Annotated in this window: 23 protein-coding genes and 1 riboswitch; of the genes, 14 read left to right on the top strand and 9 right to left on the bottom strand. The window is 61.2% G+C overall.

The genetic code is table 11. The features are described 5' to 3' along the window. The first annotated feature begins 38 nt into the window (after positions 1-38). Both AC07RO_RS17975 and AC07RO_RS17970 read left to right on the top strand, forming a co-directional pair. A complete protein-coding gene (locus AC07RO_RS17975; RefSeq protein WP_495086720.1) occupies positions 39-1247 on the top strand; it encodes an O-antigen ligase family protein in 1209 nt (402 codons plus the stop codon). Continuing rightward, positions 1234-2127, top strand: coding sequence for a WaaZ-like lipopolysaccharide core biosynthesis protein (locus tag AC07RO_RS17970; protein WP_495086719.1), 894 nt, complete (start codon positions 1234-1236; stop codon positions 2125-2127). The genes AC07RO_RS17975 and AC07RO_RS17970 overlap by 14 nt, the downstream gene beginning before the upstream one ends. Here AC07RO_RS17970 and AC07RO_RS17965 read toward each other — a convergent pair. Continuing rightward, positions 2096-2737 (bottom strand): lipopolysaccharide kinase InaA family protein, encoded by a 642-nt coding sequence (locus AC07RO_RS17965; RefSeq protein WP_495086718.1) that lies wholly within the window; start codon positions 2735-2737, stop codon positions 2096-2098. The genes AC07RO_RS17970 and AC07RO_RS17965 overlap by 32 nt on opposite strands. A 121-nt stretch (positions 2738-2858) precedes the next feature. Here AC07RO_RS17965 and msbA point away from each other — a divergent pair, with 121 nt between their 5' ends. The 7 genes from msbA to AC07RO_RS17930 all read left to right on the top strand — a co-directional run bounded on the left by msbA (position 2859) and on the right by AC07RO_RS17930 (position 11200). Next, entirely contained in the window at positions 2859-4679 is a 1821-nt protein-coding gene (gene msbA / locus AC07RO_RS17960) for a lipid A export permease/ATP-binding protein MsbA (RefSeq protein ID WP_192171131.1), read from the top strand. After that, positions 4673-5569 carry a GNAT family N-acetyltransferase gene (locus AC07RO_RS17955; protein ID WP_495086717.1) on the top strand — a complete coding sequence of 299 codons (897 nt, stop codon included), beginning with the start codon at positions 4673-4675 and terminating at the stop codon, positions 5567-5569. The genes msbA and AC07RO_RS17955 overlap by 7 nt, the downstream gene beginning before the upstream one ends. A gap of 1 nt (position 5570) precedes the next feature. After that, on the top strand, positions 5571-6974 hold the full coding sequence (locus tag AC07RO_RS17950) for a PIG-L deacetylase family protein (protein ID WP_495086716.1): 1404 nt from the start codon (positions 5571-5573) through the stop codon (positions 6972-6974). Positions 6975-7137: 163 nt separating this feature from the next. Further along, a complete protein-coding gene (gene hldE / locus AC07RO_RS17945) occupies positions 7138-8562 on the top strand; it encodes a bifunctional D-glycero-beta-D-manno-heptose-7-phosphate kinase/D-glycero-beta-D-manno-heptose 1-phosphate adenylyltransferase HldE (RefSeq protein WP_495086715.1) in 1425 nt (474 codons plus the stop codon). Between the two features lie 73 nt (positions 8563-8635). Beyond that, the gene (locus AC07RO_RS17940; RefSeq protein WP_495086714.1) at positions 8636-9610 is read left to right on the top strand and encodes a glycosyltransferase family protein; all 975 of its coding nucleotides are present in this window, start codon (positions 8636-8638) and stop codon (positions 9608-9610) included. Next, a complete protein-coding gene (locus AC07RO_RS17935) occupies positions 9610-10320 on the top strand; it encodes a protein kinase family protein (protein WP_346626858.1) in 711 nt (236 codons plus the stop codon). The genes AC07RO_RS17940 and AC07RO_RS17935 overlap by 1 nt, the downstream gene beginning before the upstream one ends. Before the next feature lie 67 nt (positions 10321-10387). After that, on the top strand, positions 10388-11200 hold the full coding sequence (locus AC07RO_RS17930) for a hypothetical protein (protein WP_495086713.1): 813 nt from the start codon (positions 10388-10390) through the stop codon (positions 11198-11200). 8 nt (positions 11201-11208) lie between these two features. On the opposite strand, the gene AC07RO_RS17925 is transcribed toward AC07RO_RS17930, so the two are convergent. From AC07RO_RS17925 to AC07RO_RS17910, 4 genes are all read right to left on the bottom strand, one after another. Continuing rightward, positions 11209-12174 carry a metal ABC transporter ATPase gene (locus AC07RO_RS17925; protein ID WP_192171124.1) on the bottom strand — a complete coding sequence of 322 codons (966 nt, stop codon included), beginning with the start codon at positions 12172-12174 and terminating at the stop codon, positions 11209-11211. Positions 12175-12210: 36 nt separating this feature from the next. Beyond that, a complete protein-coding gene (locus AC07RO_RS17920) occupies positions 12211-13020 on the bottom strand; it encodes an aldo/keto reductase (protein ID WP_346626856.1) in 810 nt (269 codons plus the stop codon). Next, positions 13017-14192, bottom strand: a complete 1176-nt coding sequence (locus tag AC07RO_RS17915; protein ID WP_495008541.1) for an NAD(P)/FAD-dependent oxidoreductase — start codon at positions 14190-14192, stop codon at positions 13017-13019. The genes AC07RO_RS17920 and AC07RO_RS17915 overlap by 4 nt, the downstream gene beginning before the upstream one ends. A gap of 63 nt (positions 14193-14255) precedes the next feature. Then, positions 14256-14588, bottom strand: coding sequence for a DMT family transporter (locus AC07RO_RS17910; protein WP_495086712.1), 333 nt, complete (start codon positions 14586-14588; stop codon positions 14256-14258). A 163-nt stretch (positions 14589-14751) separates the two neighbouring features. On the opposite strand from AC07RO_RS17910, the gene waaA reads away from it, so the two are divergent. Continuing rightward, positions 14752-16026 (top strand): lipid IV(A) 3-deoxy-D-manno-octulosonic acid transferase, encoded by a 1275-nt coding sequence (waaA, locus tag AC07RO_RS17905; protein ID WP_495086711.1) that lies wholly within the window; start codon positions 14752-14754, stop codon positions 16024-16026. Positions 16027-16117: 91 nt separating this feature from the next. Here waaA and AC07RO_RS17900 read toward each other — a convergent pair whose 3' ends face one another. Then, complete coding sequence (locus AC07RO_RS17900; protein WP_192171120.1) at positions 16118-17557, bottom strand: TolC family outer membrane protein; 1440 nt, start codon at positions 17555-17557, stop codon at positions 16118-16120. A 182-nt stretch (positions 17558-17739) separates the two neighbouring features. Then, a riboswitch (TPP riboswitch) is annotated at positions 17740-17844 on the top strand. A gap of 171 nt (positions 17845-18015) precedes the next feature. Between AC07RO_RS17900 and thiC the strand changes: the two genes are divergently transcribed. After that, positions 18016-19932, top strand: coding sequence for a phosphomethylpyrimidine synthase ThiC (gene thiC / locus AC07RO_RS17895; RefSeq protein ID WP_495086710.1), 1917 nt, complete (start codon positions 18016-18018; stop codon positions 19930-19932). Between the two features lie 168 nt (positions 19933-20100). Next, a complete protein-coding gene (gene cytX, locus AC07RO_RS17890) occupies positions 20101-21441 on the top strand; it encodes a putative hydroxymethylpyrimidine transporter CytX (RefSeq protein WP_495086709.1) in 1341 nt (446 codons plus the stop codon). Positions 21442-21494: 53 nt separating this feature from the next. On the opposite strand, the gene AC07RO_RS17885 is transcribed toward cytX, so the two are convergent. The 3 genes from AC07RO_RS17885 to AC07RO_RS17875 form a co-directional block, all read right to left on the bottom strand. Then, on the bottom strand, positions 21495-22121 hold the full coding sequence (locus AC07RO_RS17885; RefSeq protein WP_495086708.1) for a GAD-like domain-containing protein: 627 nt from the start codon (positions 22119-22121) through the stop codon (positions 21495-21497). An 8-nt stretch (positions 22122-22129) separates the two neighbouring features. Continuing rightward, positions 22130-23488 (bottom strand): DUF6861 domain-containing protein, encoded by a 1359-nt coding sequence (locus tag AC07RO_RS17880; RefSeq protein WP_495086707.1) that lies wholly within the window; start codon positions 23486-23488, stop codon positions 22130-22132. 249 nt (positions 23489-23737) lie between these two features. After that, positions 23738-24484 carry an RsiV family protein gene (locus AC07RO_RS17875; RefSeq protein WP_192171114.1) on the bottom strand — a complete coding sequence of 249 codons (747 nt, stop codon included), beginning with the start codon at positions 24482-24484 and terminating at the stop codon, positions 23738-23740. Positions 24485-24703: 219 nt separating this feature from the next. On the opposite strand from AC07RO_RS17875, the gene AC07RO_RS17870 reads away from it, so the two are divergent. Next, positions 24704-25321: an NUDIX domain-containing protein gene (locus AC07RO_RS17870; protein ID WP_192171113.1), complete on the top strand. Its 618-nt coding sequence runs from the start codon at positions 24704-24706 to the stop codon at positions 25319-25321. Beyond that, positions 25312-25764: a DUF1249 domain-containing protein gene (locus AC07RO_RS17865; protein ID WP_065987826.1), complete on the top strand. Its 453-nt coding sequence runs from the start codon at positions 25312-25314 to the stop codon at positions 25762-25764. Before AC07RO_RS17870 ends, AC07RO_RS17865 begins: the two co-directional genes overlap by 10 nt. Positions 25765-25779: the final 15 nt, after the last annotated feature.

The following is a 25779-nucleotide window of genomic DNA, read 5'->3' as shown; positions in this document are numbered from 1 at the left end:
TGAACACCCCGGCTGCATAGCACAGGATATGGATTGGAATGGTTGTAAAAAATTTGCCGGCACGTGCGGGGTACATCGCAGGTTTACTGCTTGCGGTGGTGATGCTGATCATATTTCTCGGGCCGTTCTGGTGGCCCGGTGAGTCAAGTTCCTGGGCTGCGTTCATTCGCGCGGCGCTGGTCGTTGCCTTGCTTTGCGCAGCGCCGGCGCTGAGTAGGCGATCATTTTCAGTCAGCCCGCTGACCTGCACCGTCCTGCTGCTGTTCGCCTATCTGCTGATCAACAGCCTGATGTCAGACGACGACATGAAATCCCTGCGTCGGCTTCTGCTCATCCTTGTGTTTTTCATCGGCGTTGGCGTGATTAGGGCGAGGGGCACATTCGACTGGGAAAAAATCCTCAAGCTGTCGGTCGTGGTGGTTGCGCTGTTCGCCACATTTTCCATGCTCAATCTCGCCATCCACGGTGCGTTCGTCCTCGGCTATCGGCAGATGTCACTGGCTGGCTCGGGAGTGACCGATGTGGCCGACTTCGGCAACACCATCGTTGCCGGCATGAACTACGGCTTGTTTCTGCTGGCCGGTATCTGGCTGACATTACGCTCAAGGCGCCGTGCCGAAATCGGCCTCTGGCTGCTGTGCTGCGCCCTTATCGCCACGTACATCTACTTCACTTTCGCGCGCAGCGCCTGGCTGGCTTCATCGGTCGGCGGGCTGGTGCTGCTTGGCACGATGACCAGTGGCAAGCTGCGTCGCAATATCCTGATTCCTGCGGCCATCGTCGTCGCGCTTGTGCTCATTTTCGGCTTCAGCGAGCTCGCTTACGAAGTGCAGACCCGTGGCGTGACCGGGCGCAACGAAGTCTGGCTTGCGGTGTTCGAGCGCCTGGCTGGCCACTGGTGGTTCGGGGTTGGCGCGGGTACGCCACTGGGCGAGGTTCACCTCTCGACCGGGCAAATCGTGCGCAACACCCACGGTCTGTATTTCGAGGTGCTTTATCAGTTCGGCATCGTCGGTCTGGCGCTGCTGCTGGCGACGATGCTGCATGCTGGCGCGTGTCTGGCCCGAGCGCGCAAGACCTCGGAGATCGCTCGGCTCTGGCTGGCGATCCTCTGCGCCGGTGGCGTGGTCATGACCGTGGAACTGCACACCTTCGTTGGGTCACCCAATCTGGTGTGGGAATGGCTCTGGCTGCCCCTCGCTGGCGCGGTCGCCATCTCGCGGGAGGCGCGGCGTGCTGAGGATTGAAGCGCGGGGCGAGCAACGCTGGCTGGTAGGGCATGATCTGGAAGTGTGCCTGCAGGACTTTGCGCAATCCCGCGGTTCTGTTACAGGTCCGGTATTGCTGCTGGCGTCCGGCCCCTCGGCGAACGAGTTTCCGCTTCCCCGTTACCGGAGCCTGCCGGTCGTCGCCATGAACGGCTCGATCGTGCGCTGCGTCGACGAGGGCATCCGGCCTTTCTACTACCTGTGCGACGACCCGAACTTTGTCATCGGCCGGCCGGCGCTGGCGCTGATGGGGGTTCGCCACGGCGAGCATCTGGCGATGAGTCTGGATGTACTTCAGGCGATTCATTCGGCCGACGCCACTGCGCTGAACGGCAAGAAGATCTATCTGCTGGAGCGGGTCAATCGCCAGGAAGGCAAGGCCGTTATGTCGGATCGAGCCTACGCGTGGTCAATCCGCAACGACGACGAGCTGATCTCCAACTTCTCCCTGCTGCGTCGCAAGCCCAACCGCATTGGCTTCAGCCTGAACCTCAAACGCGGCTATTTCGGCAGTCGAACCATTCCCTTCGGCGCCTTGCAGCTGGTCTGCCATCTGGGGTTTCGTCAGGTGTTCGTGGTCGGGATGGACCTGCGTCAGGGCGGGGGGCGTTTTTACGAGAAGGGAGAAGCGGCTTTGCCCAGCAGCCTGGACGAGGATTTCGAGCAATACATCCTGCCAAGCTTCACGTTGATGACTCGCAAGATCCTGCCGCGAACCGGCATGCAGGTGTTCAATCTATCCAGTGTCAGTCGCATGCCGGAGCGGGTCATTCCCAAAATCACCCTGCAGCGCCTCGACGAGCTGCTGGGCGTTCAGCCCGACCCTTCTACGCAAACAGCGCCTTCAAACGCGCAGTGAAGTGGGCGCTCCGGCCTTGGGTGTAAGCTGAAATAAAGGCCGTGCCCCCATCGCTCTCCACCAGCCACGCGCGATCTTCCTTATACCTAAGCAGGTGCTGGAAATTGCGCAGCCGCTTCGAATCGCTCAGCGCGCGACGCTGGCACTTCATGTCAGAGATATCGATGAGCCCCAGTTTCGCCTCCGGGGTGAGGATCACATTGCCCATGTGCAGCGAGCGAAAGTAGACGCCGCGATCATGCAGGTGGGCGATAAACGTACCCAGTTCAACCCGCAGTGGCGCGCTTTCACCGTGCGCTTTCAGCACTTGGCGGATGGTCAGGCCGGGCAACGGCGTGTAACGCACGGCATCGCGGCTGATGCTGGCAATTCGATAGGTGGCGATGACGTCGGGGCAGGGAATGCCGCGTTTTTTGAGGGCGTCGATGTTGTCGGCGAAACGTTGCGCGTAGGGAAACAGCAAGGCCGAGCTGATCAGGCGCTTGCGGCGGAACAGTTTGAGAATGGTGCCGTCCTCAAGCAACAGAACCTTGTCCCCGGATCCGTCCGCTTCGAGCACGGTGGCGTTTTCTCGCAAGGCCAGATAGGCGCTGTGTTCCATTGGATGCATCGGCATACTTACCTGAACAAATGCGGCATGTTACCCGAGTCGGCCCCGCTTGGGTCGCGGCAGGGGTCGACAAATATGGGTTGTGCTACCATGCCCGCCTAATTTTTTCGTGCGGATTCCCATGAGCAGTCCTGATCCTCAAGCTAAAACGACCCTGGCGATTTACTTTCGTCTATTGACCTATGTGCGGCCGTACATCGGCCTTTTCTGCTTGAGCATTGTCGGCTTTCTTATCTTTGCGTCCACCCAGCCGATGCTCGCCTACATCCTCAAATACTTCGTCGATGGCCTGGCCAATCCCGAAGCCAGCCTGTTCCCCGGCAACCCTTATATTGGTCACCTGCAATTGCTGCAGGCGGTGCCGCTGATGATCGTTCTGATCGCGGCCTGGCAGGGCGCCGGCTCTTATTTAGGCAACTTCTTCCTGGCCCGCGTTTCCCTCGGGCTGGTGCATGACCTGCGCGTCGTGCTGTTCAACAAATTGCTCACGCTGCCCAACCGCTTCTTCGACAACAGCAACTCAGGGCACCTGATCTCGCGCATCACCTTCAACGTGACCATGGTCACCGGCGCTGCCACTGACGCAATCAAGGTGGTGATTCGCGAAGGCATGACGGTTATCTTTCTGTTCGGCGCGCTGCTGTGGATGAACTGGAAACTGACCCTGGTGATGCTGGCGATACTGCCGCTCATTGCGGTCATGGTGAACAGCACCAGCAAGAAGTTTCGCAAGCAGAGCAAGAAGATTCAGGTGGCCATGGGCGACGTGACCCACGTGGCGTCCGAGACAATCCACGGCTATCGCGTGGTCCGCAGCTTTGGCGGCGAAGACTACGAAAAGGCCCGCTTCGAAAAGGCCAGCCGCAGCAATACCAAAAAGCAGTTGGCGATGACCAAGACCGGCGCGGTTTACACGCCGATGCTGCAATTGGTGACCTACAGCGGCATGGCCATCGTGATGTTCCTTGTCCTTTATCTGCGCGGCGACTCGTCGGCGGGTGATCTGGTGGCCTACATCACCATGGCCGGCCTGCTGCCCAAGCCGATCCGTCAGTTGTCCGAAGTCAGTTCCACCATCCAGAAAGGCGTCGCCGGTGCGGAGAGCATCTTCGAGCAACTGGATGAGCAGACCGAGCAGGACTTGGGCACCGTAGAGCGCGACAAGGTTTCAGGCCGTCTGGAGGTCAAAAACCTCACGTTCACCTACCCAGGCACGGAAAAGCGCGTGCTCAACGACGTGAGTTTTGTCGCCGAAGCCGGCCAGATGGTCGCGCTGGTGGGCCGCTCCGGCAGCGGCAAATCCACCTTGGCGAGCCTGATTCCGCGTTTCTACGATCACGTGCAGGGCCAGATTCTTCTCGATGGCGTCGAGACTCAGGACTACACCCTGCGCAGCCTGCGTCGTCAGATCGCGCTGGTGAACCAGAACGTCACGCTGTTCAACGACACCATCGCCAACAACATCGCGTATGGCGATCTGGCGGGCGTGCCGCTGGAAGAGATCAAGAAAGCTTCGGCCGATGCCTATTCGGACGAATTCATCGACAAGTTGCCTCAGCAGTATCAGACCCTCGTCGGCGAGAACGGCGTGCTGCTGTCCGGCGGTCAGCGCCAGCGTCTGGCGATTGCCCGCGCGCTGCTGAAAAACGCGCCGCTGCTGATTCTCGACGAAGCGACCTCGGCGCTGGATACCGAGTCCGAGCGCCATATCCAGAAAGCCCTGGAGAAGGTCATGCAGGGCCGCACCACGCTGGTGATCGCCCACCGCCTGACCACCATCGAAAAAGCCGACGTCATTCTGGTCATGGACGAAGGCCGCATTGTCGAGCGCGGCTCCCATGCCGAGCTGCTGGCGCAGAACGGCTACTACACGCGCCTGCATGCCAAACAGTTCGAAGAAGACGAGCCAGTCGAAATCGATCGGGCAGTCGATGCATGCTGAGTCACTTGCGCGCATGGCGTGAGCGAGGCTGGACCCCGATTGATGCAACGACCTACGCCACCGCGTGGCAGCAGTTCGGCGGCAGCGTTGCCACGCACCCGCACGTGATCGAGCGCCTGGCCTGGCTGGCTGACATTCCGGTCCGTTATCTGGGTTGGCTGCAAGACGGCAACGTCGTTGCTGCGGTGGCCTGCTGGGGCCGGGATCTGGCGCTGGCCAAGAAAGTACTTAAACAGCGTAATCGGCGTGTGTTCGATCTGGGTAACGCGGAAATCATTCTGCCGATTGCGCCCGGCGTGACAGTGCCGGTGCGCCAACGCATGAGCTATGTGTCGGAGTTGAACGCCGGTCAGATCGACACCCTCAAGCCGCAAGCCGAGAGCCTGGCCATCGCCCGCGCGCCTGAGGACTATTCCAAGAAATTCCGCTACAACCAGCGCCGTGAACAGCGTTTGCTTGAGGAGGCGGGCGGGGTCGTTCAGCCGATGCTGGATTTCACGTCCGAGGAACAAGCCCGTATTTACTCCAGCCTGTTTCATGCGCGTTGGGGCTTCGACGTGCCGGGCAAGGATCATCTGGCCAGGGTGTTCGAGCTGATGCGCGAGTTCATGACCGGCTCGATGATCCTGCTGGAGGGCAAGCCCATTGCCGCTCAGGTGCTGTACAGGGTCGAGTCGCCACACTGGGTGTCGGTGGAATACATCAACGGTGGTGTCGATCCGGCCCATCAGGGGTTGAGCCCCGGCAGCGTGCTGAGCTTCGTCAACACCCAGAACGCCTGGGCTGACGCGAGGGCGGTGAACAAGCCTTTGCGCTACTCCTTCGGCCGCTCCGATCGCGAATACAAAGACCGCTGGTGCCAGACGGTGCCTGTCTACAAGGTTGGATGACATGTCCGGGCGCAAGCAGGAGCTTCTGAAACGACATCGGCGCAACAAGCGTCTGGCGCTGATCATCGGTGTGGTGCTGCTGATCGGCATTGGCATCTGGGTCGCGTGGTGGCTGGTGCCGTTGCTGATCGTCGCCGCCTGGATCGCCCACGAAGCCTGGTTCTCCGACCATCTGTTTTATTCGCCCAAGAGCGATTACCACTACCAGTTTCCTGACGCGGCCCAGGCGCAGCCTGTTTCTGTCGTCAACGGCATGCTGCAGCTGAGCGAGCCGTTGGCCGAAGGCGAAACCCTGCTGCTGGAGCTCGATTTGCGCAGCACCTGGCTCGGTCGCTGGCTGGACCCGTATGTGCTGGCAGGCGACGACCGCCAGGATTTCGAACGAGGCTTTGCCGGGCGCCGCTACGTGAACCTCACCGGGCAGCGGGACGTCGTCGCGGACAGCACGTTGCGCCTCAAAGGCGGATTCTGCCGCATCGCCAGCGCCGGGCGGTTGTTCGTGCTGAGCAACCCGGATTACCGCCAGCAACGGTTGATGATCCTCGCGCCCCACGCCGACGATGCCGAACTGGCAGCCTTTGGCCTGTACAGCCAGGCGGCGGATTGCAGCATCGTTACGGTGACCCAGGGCGAAATCGAGGCCGAACGCTACGAACAACTGGGGCTGAACCGCGCCGAGGCTGCCCGGCTCAAGGGGCGCTTGCGTACGTGGGACAGCCTGGCGATTCCGCTGTGGGGCGGTGTGCCCCAGAGCCAGTGCGTGCAACTGGGCTATTACTGCCTGCAACTGCCGGCCATGGCCCAGTCGCCGGATCAGCCGTTTGGTTCTCGCGACTCCTCAGAGACCGACATCCGCAGTTCGCGGCAGCACAATCCTTTGCCGTTGCCGGGTGATCAGGACGGCGCGCCCACCTGGAACAATCTCGTGGCCGATCTTGCGGCGCTGCTCGATGCTTACCGGCCGGACGTCATCGTCATGCCGCACCCGGAACTCGACCCCCACGCTGACCACATCGCCACGACCCAAGCGTTATATGAGGCGGTGAGCAGAAGCGCGCACACCCCCGAGGTGGCGCTGTTCTACGCCAACCACCTGCACGACAACGACCGCTGGCCCATGGGGCTGGCCGGTAAAGGCGTCGCGCTGCCGCCGTTTGTAGAGGCGCCTTCGGTGGATCAGCTCTGGAGTACGTCGCTCGGTTCGGACGTGCAACTGGATAAGGCCATGGCTCTGGCGATGCAGCATGACCTCCAGGGAGCGCCACCCCTGAAGAAGCGCCTGCGCCGACAGATTCAACGCTGGCTGGCCGGTCGCGAATGGCCGCTGACGGGAGACGACGAATTCTTCCGCAAGGCCGTGCGCCGTCACGAGGTGTTCTGGGTTCGCCGCTTTCCGCGCCCATAGCTGCAACAGTCGATGCGCCATTCGTTGCACCAGTTAAAGCGCCATCTGAAGCGCCATCTGAAGCGCTGTTTGAAGCACTAAGGGATTCGAGGCCAACCGGCCAGCCAGCGCTGATCGCTGTGCTAAGATTCCGTCCTTGTCCATTTCTGCCACGGGTTGTTCGATGAAGTTGTCCATGCCGCGTTTTGATCAGGCTCAAGTGTTGGTTGTCGGCGATGTCATGCTCGACCGCTACTGGCACGGTGGCACTTCCAGAATCTCCCCTGAAGCACCGGTGCCGGTGGTCAAAGTCGACCAGATCGAAGACCGTCCGGGCGGTGCCGCCAACGTGGCGTTGAACATTGCTGCGCTGGGCGCCAAGGCGTCCCTGGTCGGCGTGACCGGCACCGACGAAGCCGCCGACAGCCTGAGCAACAGCCTCAAGGCCGCCGGCGTGATCGCCAGCTTCCAGCGCATCGCCCACCAGCCCACCATCGTCAAATTGCGCGTCATGAGCCGGCACCAGCAGCTCCTGCGTATCGACTTCGAAGAACCCTTTGCCACTGACCCCGAGGCCCTGAGCCGCGAGGTCGATACCTTGCTCGACGGTATCAAGGTGCTGGTCCTGTCCGACTACGGCAAAGGCGCGCTGAAGAATCATCAAGTGCTGATCAAGGCAGCCCGGGACCGTGGCATTCCCGTGCTCGCCGACCCCAAGGGTAAAGACTTCGCGATCTACCGTGGCGCCAGCCTGATTACCCCCAATCTCAGTGAATTTGAAGCCATCGTCGGCCATTGCGTCGACGAGGCAGAGCTGGTCGCCAAAGGCGCGGCGCTGATGAAGGACCTCGATCTGGGGGCGTTGCTGGTCACCCGTGGCGAACACGGCATGACCCTGCTGCGTCCGGATCAGCCAACGCTGCACCTTCCGGCCCGCGCGCGGGAAGTCTTCGACGTGACGGGGGCTGGCGATACCGTCATCTCCACCCTGGCAGCGGCCATTGCGGCGGGTGAGGAGTTGCCGCACGCGGTCGCGCTGGCGAACCTTGCGGCGGGCATCGTCGTGGGCAAGCTTGGCACTGCCGCGATCAGCGCGCCCGAGTTGCGTCGCGCCATCCAGCGCGCCGAAGGTTCCGAGCGCGGCGTGCTGACCCTCGATCAGCTGCTGCTGGCCATCGACGACGCCCGTGCCCACAACGAAACCATCGTATTCACCAATGGCTGTTTCGACATTCTGCACGCAGGCCATGTCACCTACCTGGAACAGGCCCGCGCCCAGGGCGATCGGCTGATCGTGGCGGTCAACGATGACGCGTCGGTGAGTCGCCTGAAAGGCCCGGGCCGCCCGATCAACAGCGTTGATCGACGCATGGCCGTGCTGGCCGGTCTGGGCGCCGTGGACTGGGTCATCAGCTTCCCCGAAGGCACCCCGGAAAACCTGCTGACCCATGTGCGTCCGGACGTGCTGGTGAAGGGCGGGGACTACTCGGTTGACCAAGTCGTCGGCGCCGACATCGTCGGCTCTTATGGCGGCACCGTGAAAGTGCTGGGACTGGTTGCCAACAGCTCGACGACAGCCATCGTCGACAAGATCCGCAGTCAGGACTGATCCGACGCCCGCAGCGCAGAGTGGCACCCCTTGCCGCTGCCATTTTTGTATTCGCAGTTCGGTATATGAACGTATGAAAGTCATGTTACTGGTGATGGATGAACAGCGCGTCATACTGGACGGTTTGTACGACACCGTGCGGCAGCATTGTGACGACTGCGTCATCTTTCGCCTGAGCAAGCAACAGCAGCTGAATCTCGGGCCGTTTCTGGCCTCGGTCGACTATCAGCGCTACGACCGGGTGGTGATTTTCTCCCGGGTCAAACGGCTTGCTCGCCAGCGCGCGGTGCTCAAGTGTATTCCGGGGCTGATCTTTCTTGAGCACGATGCGTATCAGAACTACATGAGCGCCAGCAAATACCACGGCATGTATTCACGCTTGTACCGGCAGCTGCCGTGGAGTCGCGCACTGGTTTCCGGTGCGGTGGTTGCGCGGCGCATGCGCGGCGAAGGCCTTGATGCGGTGTTCGTGTCCAAGGGCTACGACCAGGAAATGCTGCGCAATCTCGGTCAACCCCGAGACATTCCGGTGGGTTTTCTGGGCAGCCTGAAAAGCCGCGAGTATTCCCAGCGCAAGCAACTGGTGGAAAACCTCGCGCGGCGCGCCGGCATGCTGGTGACGCGCACGGCCTCTGGCGCCGAATACCTTGAAACGCTTAATCGCATCAGGATTTTCGTCAGTGCCGACATCGGCATGGGCGAGTTCATGATCAAGAATTTCGAAGCCATGGCCTGCGGCTGCGTGCTGCTCGCATGGAGCCAGGGTGAAGAGGACGAGCTGCTGGGGTTCGAAGAGGGGCGAAATGTCATGTTCTACCGCTCCGAAGACGAAGCCGTCGAGAAGATCCGCCTGCTGCAGAGTGATCCCGAGCTTGCCGCGCGCATCGCCAGCGAAGGCCAAAAATTCGCCGAAGCACGTTATGCCTTTGCCCGCGTGGGCCGCGATCTGGCCGATGAAATTCAGCGGCCGATGCGCCCGTGGCAACGTCCGTCGGCGCTGACCCGTGCCTGGGTCAAGTGGCGCCATGGCATGCAGGTGCCGGCCTGATGACGTTGCCGTCGAACCACGACAGCACCGCGCCGAGTGAACCCCTTGTATTGCCGGGCGCCGATCAGGACGTATTCGGCGCGCTTCCCGCTGCGCTGCGCCAGTGCCTGGCTAACGCTGCACGGGTCATCCTGATCGCCAACAATCCAGCCATCACCCCAGCCGATTTCGATGCCTTGGGCGTGGGTGCCGACGATGTGGTGGTCAGCTTCAATCTGTGCATCAAGGCCGCCCTGCTAAAGCCTGAAAGCGTCAACCTGTTTGTCCACGGCTTCAACGCGCCCGACTGTTATTTCTTTGGCCTGCCTTCAACCGCTGACGTACAGAAGTTCACTGCCCAACCGGGCTCGCGTTGCTTCACGCTGCTGGTGGGATGCGCCGTGCCGCTGTGCCCGCTGCCTGAGGTTGCGCTGTATTGGGACCGCATTCCGTTGCCGGCCCTGGCCGAGCATTACCCTGTTGATCGTCCCAACGGCAAGCGCTTCGTCGGTCCGTCCACAGGTTTCAACGTGCTGGTGCTGCTCGACTGGCTGCGCGCCCATGCCGGTTACCGCTACAAGCTCATGACCCTCGGTTTTTCCAACGAAGCCGGCAAGCTCTGGGGCGGCCACGCCTGGGACTATGAGCGCAACTGGCTGCTCGACGCCGACGTCGAAGTGATCGCCCTCAAGCCCCGGAGTTGGTGGCGCACGCTGTTGTTTCGTAAATGAACGAGGCCGTCCGCCGCTTGAGCGCGCATGTCCAGGCGCATCGCCATCGATCCCGGAGAGTTTGTCAGTGCTGAACATTGCGGTCGCGTTTTTTGGTATCCCGCGCAACTCGGAAATCTGTTTTCCTTCCATTGAGGAAAACGTCCTTGGCCCGTTGCCCAAGGGCAGCAACGTCAAATGCTTCTACCACCTCTACAAGATCGACGAAGTGCATAACCAGCGCTCGGCGGAGAAGGGGGAGCTGAAGGCGCAGAACTACGACGTTTTCCAGTCGATGACGGGGGTTCTCGAGTCCACGGACGGCGTGCTGGATCGCTGGGATTTCGAGCGGGTCAAGGCGATGGGCGACACCTGGGGCGACGAGCATGTCTCCCTGCGCAACCTGATCTATCAGCTCAATTCCCTGCACACGGTCACGGGCATGATGGAGTCGTTCGATCCGGACTTCGTGGTGTTCGTGCGCCCGGACAACTTCTTCCATTCGCGGCTGCCAGGTTATGTCTTTCATTCGCCACAGGCACGGCGGCTGAACGCCTATATTCCGGACTGGCAGTGGTGGGGCGGGCTGAACGATCGTTTCGCCATTTGCGGCCGCGACGTCTACCGCGCCTATGGCAAGCGGGTGGAGCGCATCTTCGAGTTCTGCGAAGCGACGGGCCGCAAGCTGCACTCGGAGCGTTTGCTCAAGTACGCCCTGCTTGAGGCCGACGCCCGCGTTTGCACGCTGCCAACCACCGCCTCGCGAGTGCGCATCACCGGCGCCTTCGCTGAAGAGTCGTTCTCACCGAAGCGCGGGATGGGCAAGCGTGAGAACCGCTATTTCCACTTCTTCGCCCGGCTGCGCACCTGGCGTGACAAACGCCTCACTGAAAAGAGCTGAGTGGCGGCCTACTTGTGCAGGCCGCTGCGCACCAGCCTGACCAGCCGCCTCGCTTTGATCCGCAGCTTGGTCAGACCTGATTTGGGCTTTTTCTTCGGCGTCAGGCCCTGCTGCACCAGCCAGTCCTTCCAGCGAATCCGCTCCTCGCGTACCACCCAGCCTTCTTGTGGGGCAAAGCTCTCGGCCAGATAAAGGCCGCGCGTACCGGCGGGCGAAAGCTTGTCTTTCTTCAGGGTGTACAGCTCGGGCAGGGGCGAGCCGTTTTCCAGCGGCATCAGGTACAGATCCGGCTTGCTGCGATTGAGGCGCGCCACCAACTCATTGTTCTCCAGGCTCTCGTCGACGTGAAACAGGCTCAGCGGGCGAGCCTCTTTCGGCACTTCCAGGCGCATGTCGTAGATCAGCTGCAACGACGCCGTCGGCAAATGCACGTAAGCGCGGGGCCGCTCAATCAGGGTCAGGCTGCCGCAACGTACAGGGCGTGCCGCGCCGGAAAGCGGCGTGAGGCGAAAGGGCATCGCTTCGCGGTAATGCAGCGCTGCCGCGTAGGGCGCTGGCAGCCAAGTGTCGTTGAAACGTCCGCCGAGCCAGCCTTGGGGCGTCTCGATCAGGCATTCCTCGGCGACTTCCTGCACCGCCGTGTGCAACGGCAAGTTGAGTTCGTGGGCGGGAACGTAGCCGGAGATCAGCTTGAGCACCACATCGCCACGGTCCTGGCGGCGCTGGCGAACCAGCACCCAGTAATCGCGGTTCTGCCAGCGCAGGGTCAGGCGCACCGAGACACCGAGATTGGCCAGCTCGGTGGAAAACCGTTCGCTGTCCTCTACGTCGATCTTGCGACGCCGTGCTAGGGTCTGGGTGAAATTCAGCGGCATCCCTATGCTCTGGTAGGTCAGGCTTTCCGGGGTGGCTTCGACAAATAACGGCAGGGTCTTGAAGTTGCTGGGGTTCTTTCGGATCAGGGTTCGCGGCATATCGGCTCCTTCTTGCGTTGGGGTCGGCCGTTTGTCTCAGGGCTGACGACGGATCACGGCAGCGGCGGTTGCCACGTTATGGGCCAGATGCAGCGGATTGATGGTGCCGACGATAGCACCGGTGACGCCGGGATGTTCAAACAGCAGCTCGAAACTGGCACGCACAGGATCGACACCGGGGCTCAGGCAAACGTGCCCGCTGGCCAGCGCTTTTTTGACCAGCACCCCTTTGCCGTGTGCAGCAGCGTAGTCGAGGACCGGCTTTTCGCCCTGTTCGTTGAGGTTGTACGTGACCATCGCGCAGTCGCCGTCCTCCAGCGCCAGCAGACCGCCTTCGACGGTCTTGCCGGAGAACCCGAACCCGCGAATCTTGCCTTCTCGCTTGAGCTCGGCCAGGGTCTGGTAGACGGCGCAGTCGTTGAGCACGTGCAGATCGTTGCCGTCGGAATGCACCAGCACCAGATCGATGAAGTCGGTTTCCAGGCGCTGCAGGCTGCGCTCCACGGACAGGCGCGTGTGGGCGGCGCTGAAATCGTGCCGTGACTGGCCCGCGTCGAATTCTTCGCCGACCTTGCTGACGATCACCCAGTCCTTGCGTTGCCCGCGCAGCAGCGGGCCGAGGCGCTCTTCGCTGCGACCGTACGCCGGGGCGGTGTCGATCAGGTTGATGCCCAGATCCCGCGCCAGCTTCAGCAACATCTGCGCTTCGACGTCGTCGGGAATGGTGAAGCCGTTGGGGTACTTCACGCCCTGATCGCGGCCCAGCTTTACCGTGCCCAGGCCCAAGGGTGAGACGTTGATGCCGAGGCTGCCGAGCGGCCGATGCAGATCGTGCAGGGTCTTCATGGCAGCAGTTGATCCCAGACAGGAATGGCGAGTGGCGGCTTGGGGAAGTCGGTGTGCGGTGGTTGCGGGGTCGGGTGAATGTCATCCCGGGACAGCGAGGCCAGCACGCGATCGGCGAAGTCGGGGGCCAGCGCCAGTTTGGTGGGCCAGCCGACCAGCAAGCGCCCCTGCACGTCGACAAAGGCGTTGTCCGGGCGCACCAGACCGCTTTGCTGTGGCTCGGCGCGGTCCACGCGCAAGGTGGCGAACTGCGCCTGGCTGAGATCCACCCAGGGCAGCAGATTGGCGAGCTCTTTTTTCGCGGCGGCGATCTGCTCGGCGGGGGTGCGGGCCACGCCTTCGGCTTCGGCAATGTCGCCGCCCAGGTACCAGACCCACTGGCCGTCCGCCGCCGGATGCGTCGTGACGGTGATGCGCGGTTTCGGCCCGCCGCCCAGGCAGTGGGCGTACAGCGGTTTGAGCGTCGGGCCTTTGACCAGCACCATGTGTAGCGGGCGGCGTTGCATGGCCGGCTGGCTGACGTTCAGCGCCTTGAGCAGATCAGCCATGCCTTCACCGGCGCTGAGCACCACTCGCTGGGCGTGGATGTCGCGGCCGTCGACGCGCAGCCCGACCAGTTCGCCGTCGCGGCGCAGCGGCTGGATGTCCTGACCCGCCAGCAGGCTGTCGCCCGCCAGCTCCGCCAGTTTTTTCACCAGACTGGGAATGTCGATGACCAGCTCGGCCAGGCGGTACACCTTGCCCTTGAAGCGCGGATCCTGGAGCGCAGGCGGCAGGTCGCTGCCCTTGACCTGATCAACACGCCCGCGCACGGCCTTGCTGGCGAAGAAGCTGGTGAGGTTGCCGGCGAGGGTGCCGGGCGACCACAGGTAATGGGCTTCCGACAGCAGGCGTACGCCTGAGAGGTTCAGCTCGCCTTTGCCGGCGAGCGCTTCGCGCCAGCGACGTGGCATGTCGGCGATCGCTTCGGAGGCACCGGACAGCGCGCCGTGCAGGGCGTATTTGGCGCCGCCGTGGATGATCCCCTGGGATTTGAGTGTCTGGCCGCCACCCAGGCTGGCCTTTTCCACCACCACCGTTGAAAAGCCCTGGTGCCGCAGCCGCGCGTTGAGCCAGAGACCGGCAACGCCCGCGCCGACAATCAGGACGTCAGTGGAAATAGCAGATGACATGGGCACCTCAAATGGCGAAACGAATGCCGGCATTATAGGGGAAGGCACTTTTCAGTAACCCCCTTAATGACCGGCCGTCTTCGAGAACAGCTGGATGACCACGACGCCCGCGACGATCAGGCCCATGCCGGCGATGGCGGGCAAGTCCAGTTTCTGGCCGTAAATAAACAGCGCCGCGATGCTGACCATGACGATGCCCATGCCCGCCCACACGGCGTATGCCACGCCGACCGGGATGGTGCGCACCACCAGCGTGAGCATCCAGAACGCAATGGCGTAGCTGACGATTACCAACAGCAGTGGAATCGGCGTGCTCAGGCCTTTGACGGCTTTCATGGACACAGTGCCGATGACCTCGGCACAGATGGCGATGGCCAGCAGGTAGTACGCAGACATGGTGTAGCTCCTTTTCAATGGCCGTCATTAAAGCGGCTTACCCGGTACTGAACAACCGGCGCCTTTCGGGCTGGCGGGCTGGCGGCTGGCGAAATGCGCCGGGCAAGATATGTGCGAAGCTCCATGGAAATCTGACAGCGTTTGGCTGATAAACTCCGCGCCCATGAATAGAACCCTCTACAGCATCCTGTTCCACCTCGGCCTCCCATTGATCGCCCTGCGCTTGTGGCTGCGTTCGCGCAAGGCGCCGGCCTACGCGAAACGGGTCGGCGAGCGCTTCGCCATGGGCTTGCCCGCCATGCAGCGCGGCGGTATCTGGGTGCATGCCGTGTCGGTGGGCGAGAGCATCGCCGCCGCGCCGATGATTCGCGCCTTGCTGGCTCGCTATCCGCAATTGCCGATCACCATCACCTGCATGACGCCGACCGGCTCGGAGCGCATTCAGTCGCTGTTCGCCCACGAGCCGCGCGTTCAGCATTGCTATTTGCCCTATGACTTTCCGTGGGCAGCCGGGCGTTTTCTCGATCACATCCAGCCGAAGATCGGCGTGATCATGGAAACCGAGCTGTGGCCCAATCACATTCATCAGTGTGCGAAGCGCGGCATTGCGACGGTGCTGGCGAACGCGCGGTTGTCAGAGCGTTCCGCTCGCGGCTACGGACGCTTCGCCGGGCTGACTCGGCCGATGCTGGCAGAGATGAGCCTGATTGCCGTGCAGACCGAAACCGAGGCCCAGCGCTTTCGTGACCTGGGCGCTCGGCCCGAGTGCGTCACCGTGACGGGCTCGATCAAGTTCGACCTGACCATTGATCCGCAATTGCTGGAGCGTGCCGCTCAGCAGCGTGAGCAATGGCAGACCTTGCAGCGTCCGGTGTGGATTGCCGCCAGTACCCACGCGGGCGAAGACGAGGTGGTGTTGGCGGCCCATCGCACGGTAATGGAAACCCATCCCGGCGCGCTGTTGATCCTCGTGCCCCGTCACCCCGAGCGGTTCAATGGCGTGTTTGAGCTGAGTCAGCAGCAAGGATTCGCCAGCGTTCGTCGTTCGACGGCCGAGCCGGTAACGCCGGAGACCTCGGTTCTGGTGGGCGACACCATGGGGGAGCTGCTGTTTCTGTATGCGCTGGCCGACATCGCCTTTGTCGGCGGCAGCCTGGTGCCCAACGGTGGCCATAACCTGCTGGAGCCTGCGGCGCTGGATAAGCCCGTTCTCAGCGGCCCGCACCTGTTCAACTTCCTCGAAATCGCCACGATGCTGCGTAATGCCGGCGCGTTGGAGGAGGTCAGTGACTCGGCCGCACTGGCCGCTGCAGTGCGAGGGTTGATCGACCATCCCGAGAAAGCAAAGGCGATGGCCGATGCCGGATTGGCCGTGATGAAGGCCAATCAGGGGGCGTTGCAGAGGTTGCTGGATGGGATTGGGCGGTTGTTGGGCTGATTGCGCCTGAAACGCCGCCTTCGTGAGCAAGGTGGAGCGCCACACCGGTCACTCCCACAAGTGCAGTAATAGCTACGCGACCGCGCGACATTCACCGCTCCGTCGGCCGCTCAAAATTCTTCGCCGCTTCTTTCGCCAGATCCGGCGGCAGGAAGTCTTTGTCGGGGTTGTAGTCGGCTTTCAGAAAGCGTGACAGATCCTGCAGATCCCCAGGACTCAATGTGCCGGCAGCCTGCTTCAGACGCAGGTTGTCGAGGATGTAGTCGTAACGGGTGTTGTTGTAGTCGCGGACGGATGCGTACAGCTGGCGCTGTGCATCGAGCACGTCGACGATGTTGCGCGTCCCCACTTGATAACCGATTTCCGTGGCTTCCAGCGCGCTCTGGTTGGAGATGATCGACTGCTTGCGAGCCTGCACCTGCTCGACATCGGTGTTCACCGCGCGGTGCAGGTTGCGGGTGTTTTCCACCACTTGCCGACGCAGGCCTTCACGCTGCTGCTCGCTCTGACCGAGACGAGCGTAAGCCTCGCGGACCTGGGAACTGGTCAGGCCGCCGCTGTAAATCGGTATGTTCACCTGCAGGCCGATGGTGCGTTGCTCGACGCTGCCGTGGAAACTCTGGCCGGTGTAATTGGGGTTGGTGAAACCCAGCGGGTCGTTGTCGCCTTTCTCGTACTGCGCTACCGCATCGACCGTGGGTGCGTGGCCCGCCTTGCGCTGACGCAAAGTCTCTTCAGCGGCGCTGACGGCGTAGTTGCTGGCCAGCAAATTCAGGTTTTGCTGGGTTGCCGTGTCGACCCAGGCTTTCGCATCGTTGGGCGTCGGTGCGAGCACTGGCAGGGTGTGCACGATGCCTTCAATGGAGTTGTAGTCGCGGTTGGTCAGGGTGATCAGCGCCTGAAAGGCATCGTCCACCTGGCGCTTGGCAACGATCCGCGCAGCGCGGGCGGTGTCGTAACTGGCTTGGGCCTGCAGCACGTCGGTCTTGTCCGACAGGCCGACGTCGAAGCGTTCATTGGCCTGATCGAGCTGGCGCTTGAACGCCGCTTCCTCTGCCTTGGTCGAGGCCAGATTGTCCTGTGCGCGGAGCACCGCAAAATAGTCTTCGGCGCTTTGCAGAATCAGGTTCTGCTCGGTGGCCGAGAGCTGCAGGATCGCCTGCTCGTTGACGTCCTTCGCGGCCTTGAGCTGGAACCAGCGGTCCGCGCGGAAGATCGGCTGACTCAAGGTCGCGCGATAGACCGTGCCGCTGCGGCTGATGACGGCGGAGGGTTGGTCAATCGAGGTGCGGGTGTCATTGATGTCGGCGCCGCCGGAGATGTTCGGCAGCAGACCGGCGCGTGCCTGAGGCACGATTTCCTTCTGCGCGTCGTAGCTGGCGCGGGCTGCCGCAAGGTCGGCGTTATTGTTGACCGCTTCCTGATACACACTGACCAAACCGGTCCTGGTCGGCAGCGGCATGTCTGCTGCCCCGGCCATCGCATTCGAAGCACACGACACGGCAATGGCCAGTGAAAGTTTGCGCAGCATAGACATTCCCTAGTAATTCAAGCGGTATGAAGACGGTGACGTTGCGTCTGATCCAGATGGCTTTGGCGACGCGTAGCGAGTGTAGTTCCAGCGGGTAGGGACAACAATCGGGCAAATCAGCCATTTAACGCGCGTTTGAATTCCGCGCTTGGCGTTTGGCCTGCGCCGCGACTAGACTGACGCCGTTCTTGTCGGGGTGCCTTGATATGAGGCTGAGATCGGATAATCCGGATCCCGTTGAACCTGATCAGGTTAGCGCCTGCGTAGGGAACAAGATTTCTCGTCTCCCGGCGAGTCCTCTTGAGTGTCGTCCGGGGTCGTCTTTGTTCATTTTCTGAACAGTCCGCGCCTTTCGATTCTCTGCATCCATGCCGTCTCAGGGTGCATCCGTCCGTGTTCATCAGGCTCAAACTCCGACAATTCATTCCGCTGCTGGATGATGTCCTGGAGAGCCCGTGATGAGTACAACACTAAAAAACGCCAATCTGAGTGAATCCGCCCAAGTCGATTCGGGGTCGGTTCAACCTTTTACCCGCTCGCAGAAAATCTACGTTCAGGGCTCGCGTCCGGACATCCGTGTGCCCATGCGCGAGATCAGCCTGGACGTCACGCCGACGGCCTTCTCTGAAACAAAGAGCTCTGGAACAAACAGCGGCGGCGAGATCAACGCACCGGTCTGTGTGTACGACACCTCCGGCCCGTACACCGACCCCAACGTCATCATCGACGTGCGCAAGGGCCTGGCGGATGTGCGTTCGCCGTGGATCGATTCCCGCGCTGACACCGAACGCCTTCCAGGGCTGACCTCGAACTTCGGTCAGCAGCGCCTGGCCGATGCCGAACTGACCCGGCTGCGTTTCGCCCATGTGCGCAATCCGCGTCGGGCAAAGGCGGGCGCCAACGTCAGCCAGATGCACTACGCGCGTCAGGGCATCATCACCGCCGAGATGGAATACGTCGCCATCCGCGAGAACATGAAGCTGCAGGAAGCCCGCACCGCTGGTCTGCTCACCCAGCAGCACCCCGGCCACAGCTTCGGTGCGAGCATTCCGAAAGAGATCACCCCTGAGTTCGTGCGCGAAGAAATCGCCCGCGGTCGCGCGATCATCCCTGCCAACATCAACCACGTTGAGCTCGAGCCGATGATCATCGGGCGCAACTTTCTGGTGAAGATCAACGGCAATATCGGCAACAGCGCGCTGGGTTCGTCCATCGAAGAAGAAGTGGCGAAACTGACGTGGGGCATTCGCTGGGGTTCGGACACGGTCATGGACCTGTCCACCGGCAAGCACATTCACGAAACCCGCGAGTGGATTATCCGCAATTCGCCGGTGCCCATCGGCACCGTGCCGATCTATCAGGCGCTGGAAAAGGTCGGTGGCGCGGCCGAAGACCTGACGTGGGAGCTGTTCCGCGACACGCTGATCGAGCAGGCGGAGCAGGGCGTCGACTATTTCACCATTCACGCCGGTGTACTGCTGCGTTACGTGCCGCTGACCGCCAAGCGCGTGACCGGGATCGTCAGCCGTGGCGGTTCGATCATGGCCAAGTGGTGTCTGGCCCATCACAAGGAAAACTTCCTCTACACCCACTTCGACGACATCTGCGAAATCATGAAGGCCTATGACGTTAGCTTCTCTCTGGGCGACGGCCTGCGCCCGGGCTCGATTGCCGACGCCAACGACGAAGCGCAGTTCGGCGAGCTGGAGACCCTTGGCGAGCTTACCAAGATCGCCTGGAAACACGATGTGCAATGCATGATCGAAGGCCCGGGCCACGTGCCGATGCAGTTGATCAAAGAGAACATGGACAAGCAGCTGGAGTGCTGCGACGAGGCGCCGTTCTATACGCTCGGCCCGCTGACCACCGACATCGCACCGGGTTACGACCACATCACGTCGGGCATCGGCGCGGCCATGATCGGCTGGTTTGGCTGCGCGATGCTCTGCTACGTCACGCCCAAGGAACACTTGGGATTGCCGAACAAGGACGACGTCAAGACCGGGATCATTACCTACAAGATCGCCGCCCACGCAGCGGACCTCGCCAAGGGTCATCCCGGTGCGCAGATTCGCGATAACGCGCTGAGCAAGGCGCGGTTTGAATTCCGCTGGGAAGACCAGTTCAACCTCGGGCTGGACCCGGACACCGCGCGCGCCTACCACGACGAGACGCTGCCGAAAGACTCGGCCAAGGTCGCGCATTTCTGCTCCATGTGCGGGCCGAAATTCTGCTCAATGAAGATCACCCAGGAAGTGCGCGAGTACGCCGCCAACCAGAAGATCAGCGCGGTGGACGTGTCGGTGGACGAAGGCATGCGCGAACAGGCCGAGCGGTTCAGACAGGAAGGCAGTCAGCTTTATAAGAAAGTCTGAGCGGCAAGCGGCAAGCGGCAAGCGGCAAGCGGCAAGCGGCAAGCGGCAAGCGGCAAGTCACAAGTTGCAAGGAAAAGCAGGCCGCGATCGTTCCCACGCTCTGCGTGGTAATGCCGCCCCTGACGCTCTGCGTCACTCAGGACGCAGAGCGTCCAGGTATGCGTGCCCATGCAGAGCGTGGGTACGATCAACCCTAAGTTTCAGCGAGACACAAAAGTGAACACACCCGGCACCTATTCACCCGACGTCCCCGTACCCGCCGCCAAGCGGGTCTTTGGCGGGCGCGACCTGTTCTCTCTGTGGTTTTCCCTCGGCATCGGCCTCATGGTCCTGCAGACCGGCGCGTTGCTTGCGCCGGGATTGGGCATGTCCGGCTCGATGCTGGCGATCCTGCTCGGCACACTGGTGGGCGTTTTGCTGCTCGCCGCCGTTGGCGTCATTGGCAGTGACACCGGCCTGTCATCAATGGCTGCGCTCAAGCTCAGCCTCGGTAGCAAAGGCGCAGGCGTTCCGGCGACTCTCAATCTGCTGCAACTGGTGGGCTGGGGCTCGTTCGAAATCATCGTCATGCGCGACGCCGCCAGTCTGTTGGGCGCGGGCGCCTTTTCCGAAGGCAGCCTCTGGGCCAGCCCGATGCTCTGGACCATCGTGTTCGGCGCCCTCGCAACCCTGCTGGCGGTGAGTGGCCCTTTGGCCTTCGTTCGGCAAATCCTGCGCAAATGGGGCATCTGGCTGCTCTTGGCGGCGTGCGCCTGGCTGACGTTCAACCTGTTCAGAAAGGCTGATTTGACGGCCCTGTGGTCGCGGACGGGAGATGGCTCGATGCCGTTTGCAGTGGGTTTCGATATTGCTATCGCGATGCCGCTGTCGTGGCTGCCGCTGATTGCGGACTACTCCCGGTTCGGCGAGCGCGCCGCCGGCGTGTTCGGCGGCACAGCGCTGGGCTTCTTCATCGGCAATTTCTGGCTGATGTCCCTTGGCGTGGCGTACACCCTGGCCTTCGCGCCAAGTGGTGAAGCCAATGCGCTGCTGCTGGCGCTCGCGGGTGCGGGGATGGGTATTCCGTTGTTGCTGATCCTGCTGGACGAATCGGAAAACGCGTTCGCCGACATTCACTCCGCTGCCGTGTCGAGCGGCCTTCTGCTGAAGGCCAAAGTCGAACACCTGGCGCTGGCCATTGGCGTCATCTGCACGCTGATCGCCTGCTTGGCGCCGCTGGCGCAGTACCAGAACTTCCTGCTGATGATCGCTTCCGTGTTTGCACCGCTATTCGGCGTGGTGCTGGTGGATCACTTCGTCCTGCGTCGCCGTCGTCACGGCGTTGCGACAGCGGGCTTGCGCTGGATGACGCTACTGGCGTGGATCGGCGGGATCTGCACTTACCATCTGCTGGCGAACCTGTATCCGGACATCGGTGCAACGCTGCCAGCGCTCGTTGTGGCGGGTGTATTGCAGTGGGTATTGGCCCGCGGGCAGCCACCTGCATTCGAGGCCGATGTGCGGCATTAACTCAGCGATCTGGACCTGGAATAGAAAAACCAGGCTCAATGCCGGCGTGTGGCTCAAAGCGTATCGAGGTCCGGGAATCCCCAATCCGTCAGCGGCGCGAGCTGGGACAGGAAAGTGAGGTGCTCGATGGTTTTGACTTTTTGCAGATGTTTCAGATCGGCTGAGCCGCCGAGTGCGAGGGCAGGGACGAAGCCGTACATTTCGTCGGGTTGTAGTGGGCCGAGTGTTCTCAGTGCTTTTTCAAAGAGGTCGTCAAGATCATTGGCTTCTCGACTCTGTGTCAAAAAAAACACCTCGATCACCTCATCAAAATCATATTTCCCAACGTTTGGCTTGGTCCTATGGAAGCGTGCATATGGGATCGTTAAGTTCAGCCAGTTCCCCGCTTTCTCATGCCAAAGATAAAGATCGCCGAAAGCACTTCTGGCGATCGTGTGATAGAAGCCGGAATCGGGTATTTCCGAATCATCCAGCCATGCAGTGATCAGTTCCTGATACTCAGCTGGATTAACGGTCCAGAACAGCCCTTCGGCGTAGCCACTCCATCCGTGGTCCCGCCACTGCTTCAGGAGTTGCTGAGGGAGTTTCTCTGCGTATTTGTCCAATGTTGATAAAGGCACCTCTCTCCTGTCCAGCGCGGGGCCCAGTTCCTCAAGGAAACATTCGTAATACTCTTCCACTGTCACCTCTATTTACAGCGTTCTAGTTTGGCATTTACTTTGGTCGTAGCACGACTGTTTAAGTTGACTTTATTTGCCAAAGCATCAAGTCCGTCGATCCGCCGACGCCATTGCGCCCCGATGCTGGCGTTCACTGATCTGTCTCCAAAATCGGAAATAAAATCTTTCCCCCCTGCGAAAAGGTCCGGGTTGTGAAGAGCCGCGAGTGAGTTCATTTTCTCCCTAGCTGAGGCCATTGCCAGTTCTTTAGCCTCTCGATGTGATAACCCTTTTGAACGTAGCTCAAGGGTTATCTTCTCAGTGAGGTCCCGGGCAAGGTTTGCGCGCGCTTTCTTCGCCACCCTTGGATCCCTAACCTTATCCCCTGCCTTGAACGCCTCCCGCCCCCGCAAATACTCATCCACGGTCAGATCATTCAGCCCTCGTTCCTGCCCCACCAGTTGCCGGTCGAACTCGGGAATTTTGCTGTAGTGCAGGTTGCTCGCGTTAAAGCATGGCACCTTGTATTCCGGCATGCCCAGCGGTTTCTTCACGCCTGGCTCATCGGTTTCCCGATGCGTGCCGGGCGGCGCTTCCGGTGTCATCGGGTCCGCCGTTCGAGGCTGGGCGGGCTGTAGACCAGGGTGCTTTTTCAGCCCCTCTTCATGCTTGACCATCCACTGCGCCAGCCGCGCGCCTTTGCTGCTGGCGCGCATCTGACCGGCGAGTAGCGCCATGTTGCCGCGCCCTCGGGTCAGGTACTCAACCACCGCGCCGAGCAGCAGGATCACCACTTCCGTGTGCCCGCGGGCGATGTGGTGGGCCGCTTGGTCGACCACCCACGGGTCGTCCTGTGAAATCGGGTTTAGCCCATCGTTGCCTTGGGCCCCGTCCCAAGCGACCTGGATACCGCGCACGTAGTGGTCCAGCAGCGCAGGCAGGCCTTTTACGAAAAACTCGGCGACCGATGCCAGCCCAAGCACGCCGAGAATCCAGCTGCTGGCTTGCAACCCGATCGCCATTCCAGCGAATGCGCCGGGCCCCGCGCCTATGCCTCCCGCCAGAGCGCCGACCCCCGCACCCATCGCGCCTCCGGCCAGGACGCTCCCCACAATGATCATCGCCATGTCGCCGACGACGCCTATCAGATCAAACAGCACTTCGGATATGTCGAGGTCTGCGAATCGCTGTCGCAGTAATGCGCTGGCTTCAAATTCGGCGCGGTAAAAAGCAGTTCTGATGTTGTCGACACGACGCAATACAAGTTCGATCGAAAGCGCCTGTTCATTCAGATGACTTCTGAAGTGACCTTGGCCTCTGCTGTTGATTTCATCTCTTAGCCGGTCTTCAATATCAAACCATGACGGCAGGATATTCCATAAGCGCATCCCGTCTCCCTGACAGTTCCAAAAAGTTCAGGGCGGAACTTAATGATTAAGTCAGGACTGCGTCAATAAACAAGAAGTTTAATATTCGAGTGGCCGGGAAGTGTATGTGTTTAAAGTATTAGTTTGCGGGTGGGAAAGTGTATGTAGGAAGTGGCGAGGTATAAAAGTTATTTAAATGAGGCGTTTGCAAGAAAGGGCGTTACAAGATAAAGCCGGCGCCTTTTCGAGCGCCGGCCGAGGTTCTACCGATCAGCTCCGACCGGGAAACAGCTCAGGCTTGATGATGCCGTTCAGCTGCGGGTACGGAATCTTCAGCTCGATGTGGCCCATGGCGTAGGGGGCGATGGTTGTCACCGGGTACTTGAGAATCACCGCACCGTACGTCAGAGCAATGTTGGAAGTTTGCTTGAAAGGCCACATGTTCTGGAACTCGGTGTCCTTGTCCAGCTTGCTGCTGATCAGCCAGGCCTGATGCGCCAAGCGGGCCTTGTCCCAGAATGCAGCTTCCTGACCCGGGATCAGCATGTCGGCCAGTGTCAGCACGCGCTGCTGCTGGCGGGAATAGTTGATGAACGCCCGCCCCGGATTGCCCTGACCAGTGCCTGAATCAACGTAGCTGGACAGCTCGACCACCACGATTCCGTCATGCTGCTCACGTACTTTGGCCTGCAGGTAGCTGCTGTTGCGCGCCGGCGCGCGGCTCAGGTATTGCTCCTGATACGCCTTCAGCGTTGGCGGCACCGGACCATCGCTGTCGCTGCGGGTCAGTTGCAGCAGGGTGCGCTGGACGATCTCGTCAAGTTTCGGCTCATCGGGGAAATGCACGGTGTCGATGTTTACCAGCGGGCAATCATCGGTGGTGCAGCCGGGCTTGATCAGCTCGGAGGCGTCACGCTGAACGGTCAGCGGACTGCGCAGGTTGGGTTGGAACAGGCTTTGGCAGGCGCCCAAAATCAGGGCCACGCAGGCCAGTGAAATGATCTTCAGAAAAGACATGTTGATCCTTGGCATCGGCATAAGGGGGCGTCACGTGGGAGGTAACGGCAACGTCCTTCGACTGTAGGTGGCGCAATCAGTTCGCCATCGGGCGGATTAGAGTGCTTTCCCCGGCAGTCGTCTACCCCGGTGACCGGTTTTGCGAACTCAAAGGGCTGCATCCCGCACCACAGCGCGTTAGGATGGGCCCGGACACAGTGCTCAAGCAGTGAGAAATCTATGACGGATAGCAACAGATCGACGCCGACGAATTACGAAATTAAACACCGTGAGACCTGCTTCAAAGGGTTTTACCAGCTCGACCGTCTTCAGTTGCGCCACGAATTGTTCGCGGGCGGCATGGGCCCGGAAATCAAGCGCGAACTGTTCGTTCGCCACGATGCGGTCTGCGTGCTGCCCTACGACGCGAAACGCGATGAAGTCGTGCTCATCGAGCAGTTCCGCGTCGGCGTCATCGGCAAGCATGAAAACCCCTGGCTTATCGAAATGGTCGCCGGACTGATCGATAAAAAAGAGGAGCCCGAGGAGGTTGCTCACCGCGAGGGACAAGAGGAAGCTGGGCTGACGTTCAACGCCCTTTGGCCGATCACCAAATACTTTCCATCGCCGGGCGGCAGCAACGAGTTCGTGCACTTGTACCTGGGCAAATGCGACAGCGAGGGGGCAGGTGGGCTGCACGGGCTGGTAGAAGAAGCCGAGGACATCCGGGTTTCGGTCTGGTCATTCGACGACGCGATGCAAGCCGTCAAAGACGGGCGCATCGTTAACGCCGCAACTATTATTGCAATGCAATGGCTGGCGCTCAATCGCGCCGAAGTAAGGGGGCTATGGTCGTGAATCTTCTGCGCGAGCGCTACCGTGTCGACCTCGCCGGGCTGCAAGCCGCCTGCGAGGCGAACTACGCGCGCTTGATGCGTTTGCTGCCCGATATGCGCAATCAACAACGCTCCCGCCGGGTCGCCGTGACCCAGGGCGACCAGATGCTGGGCGTGCTGGCGGTCGAGGTCATCCTCGATTGCCCTTACACCACCACACTGCAAGTGCGTCAGGAACACAGCCTGCCGTGGCTGCCGGTGCCCGTGCTCGAAGTGCAGGTCTACCACGACGCCCGCATGGCCGAAGTCATCGGCGCCGAACATGCACGCCGCTTTCAGGGCATCTATCCCTATCCCAACGCCGACATGCACCAGCCCGACGAAAAGGCCCAGCTCAACGTGTTTCTGGGTGAATGGCTGAGCCATTGCCTGGCCTGCGGGCATGAGTTTGAGGCGGTTCGCTGAGACGGCGCGACGCTG

The sequence above is a fragment of the Pseudomonas sp. GW821-FHT07F05 genome (assembly GCF_059418765.1).
Note: the sequence above shows the minus strand (reverse complement) of the source record. Positions and strands in the feature narration are given on the sequence as shown.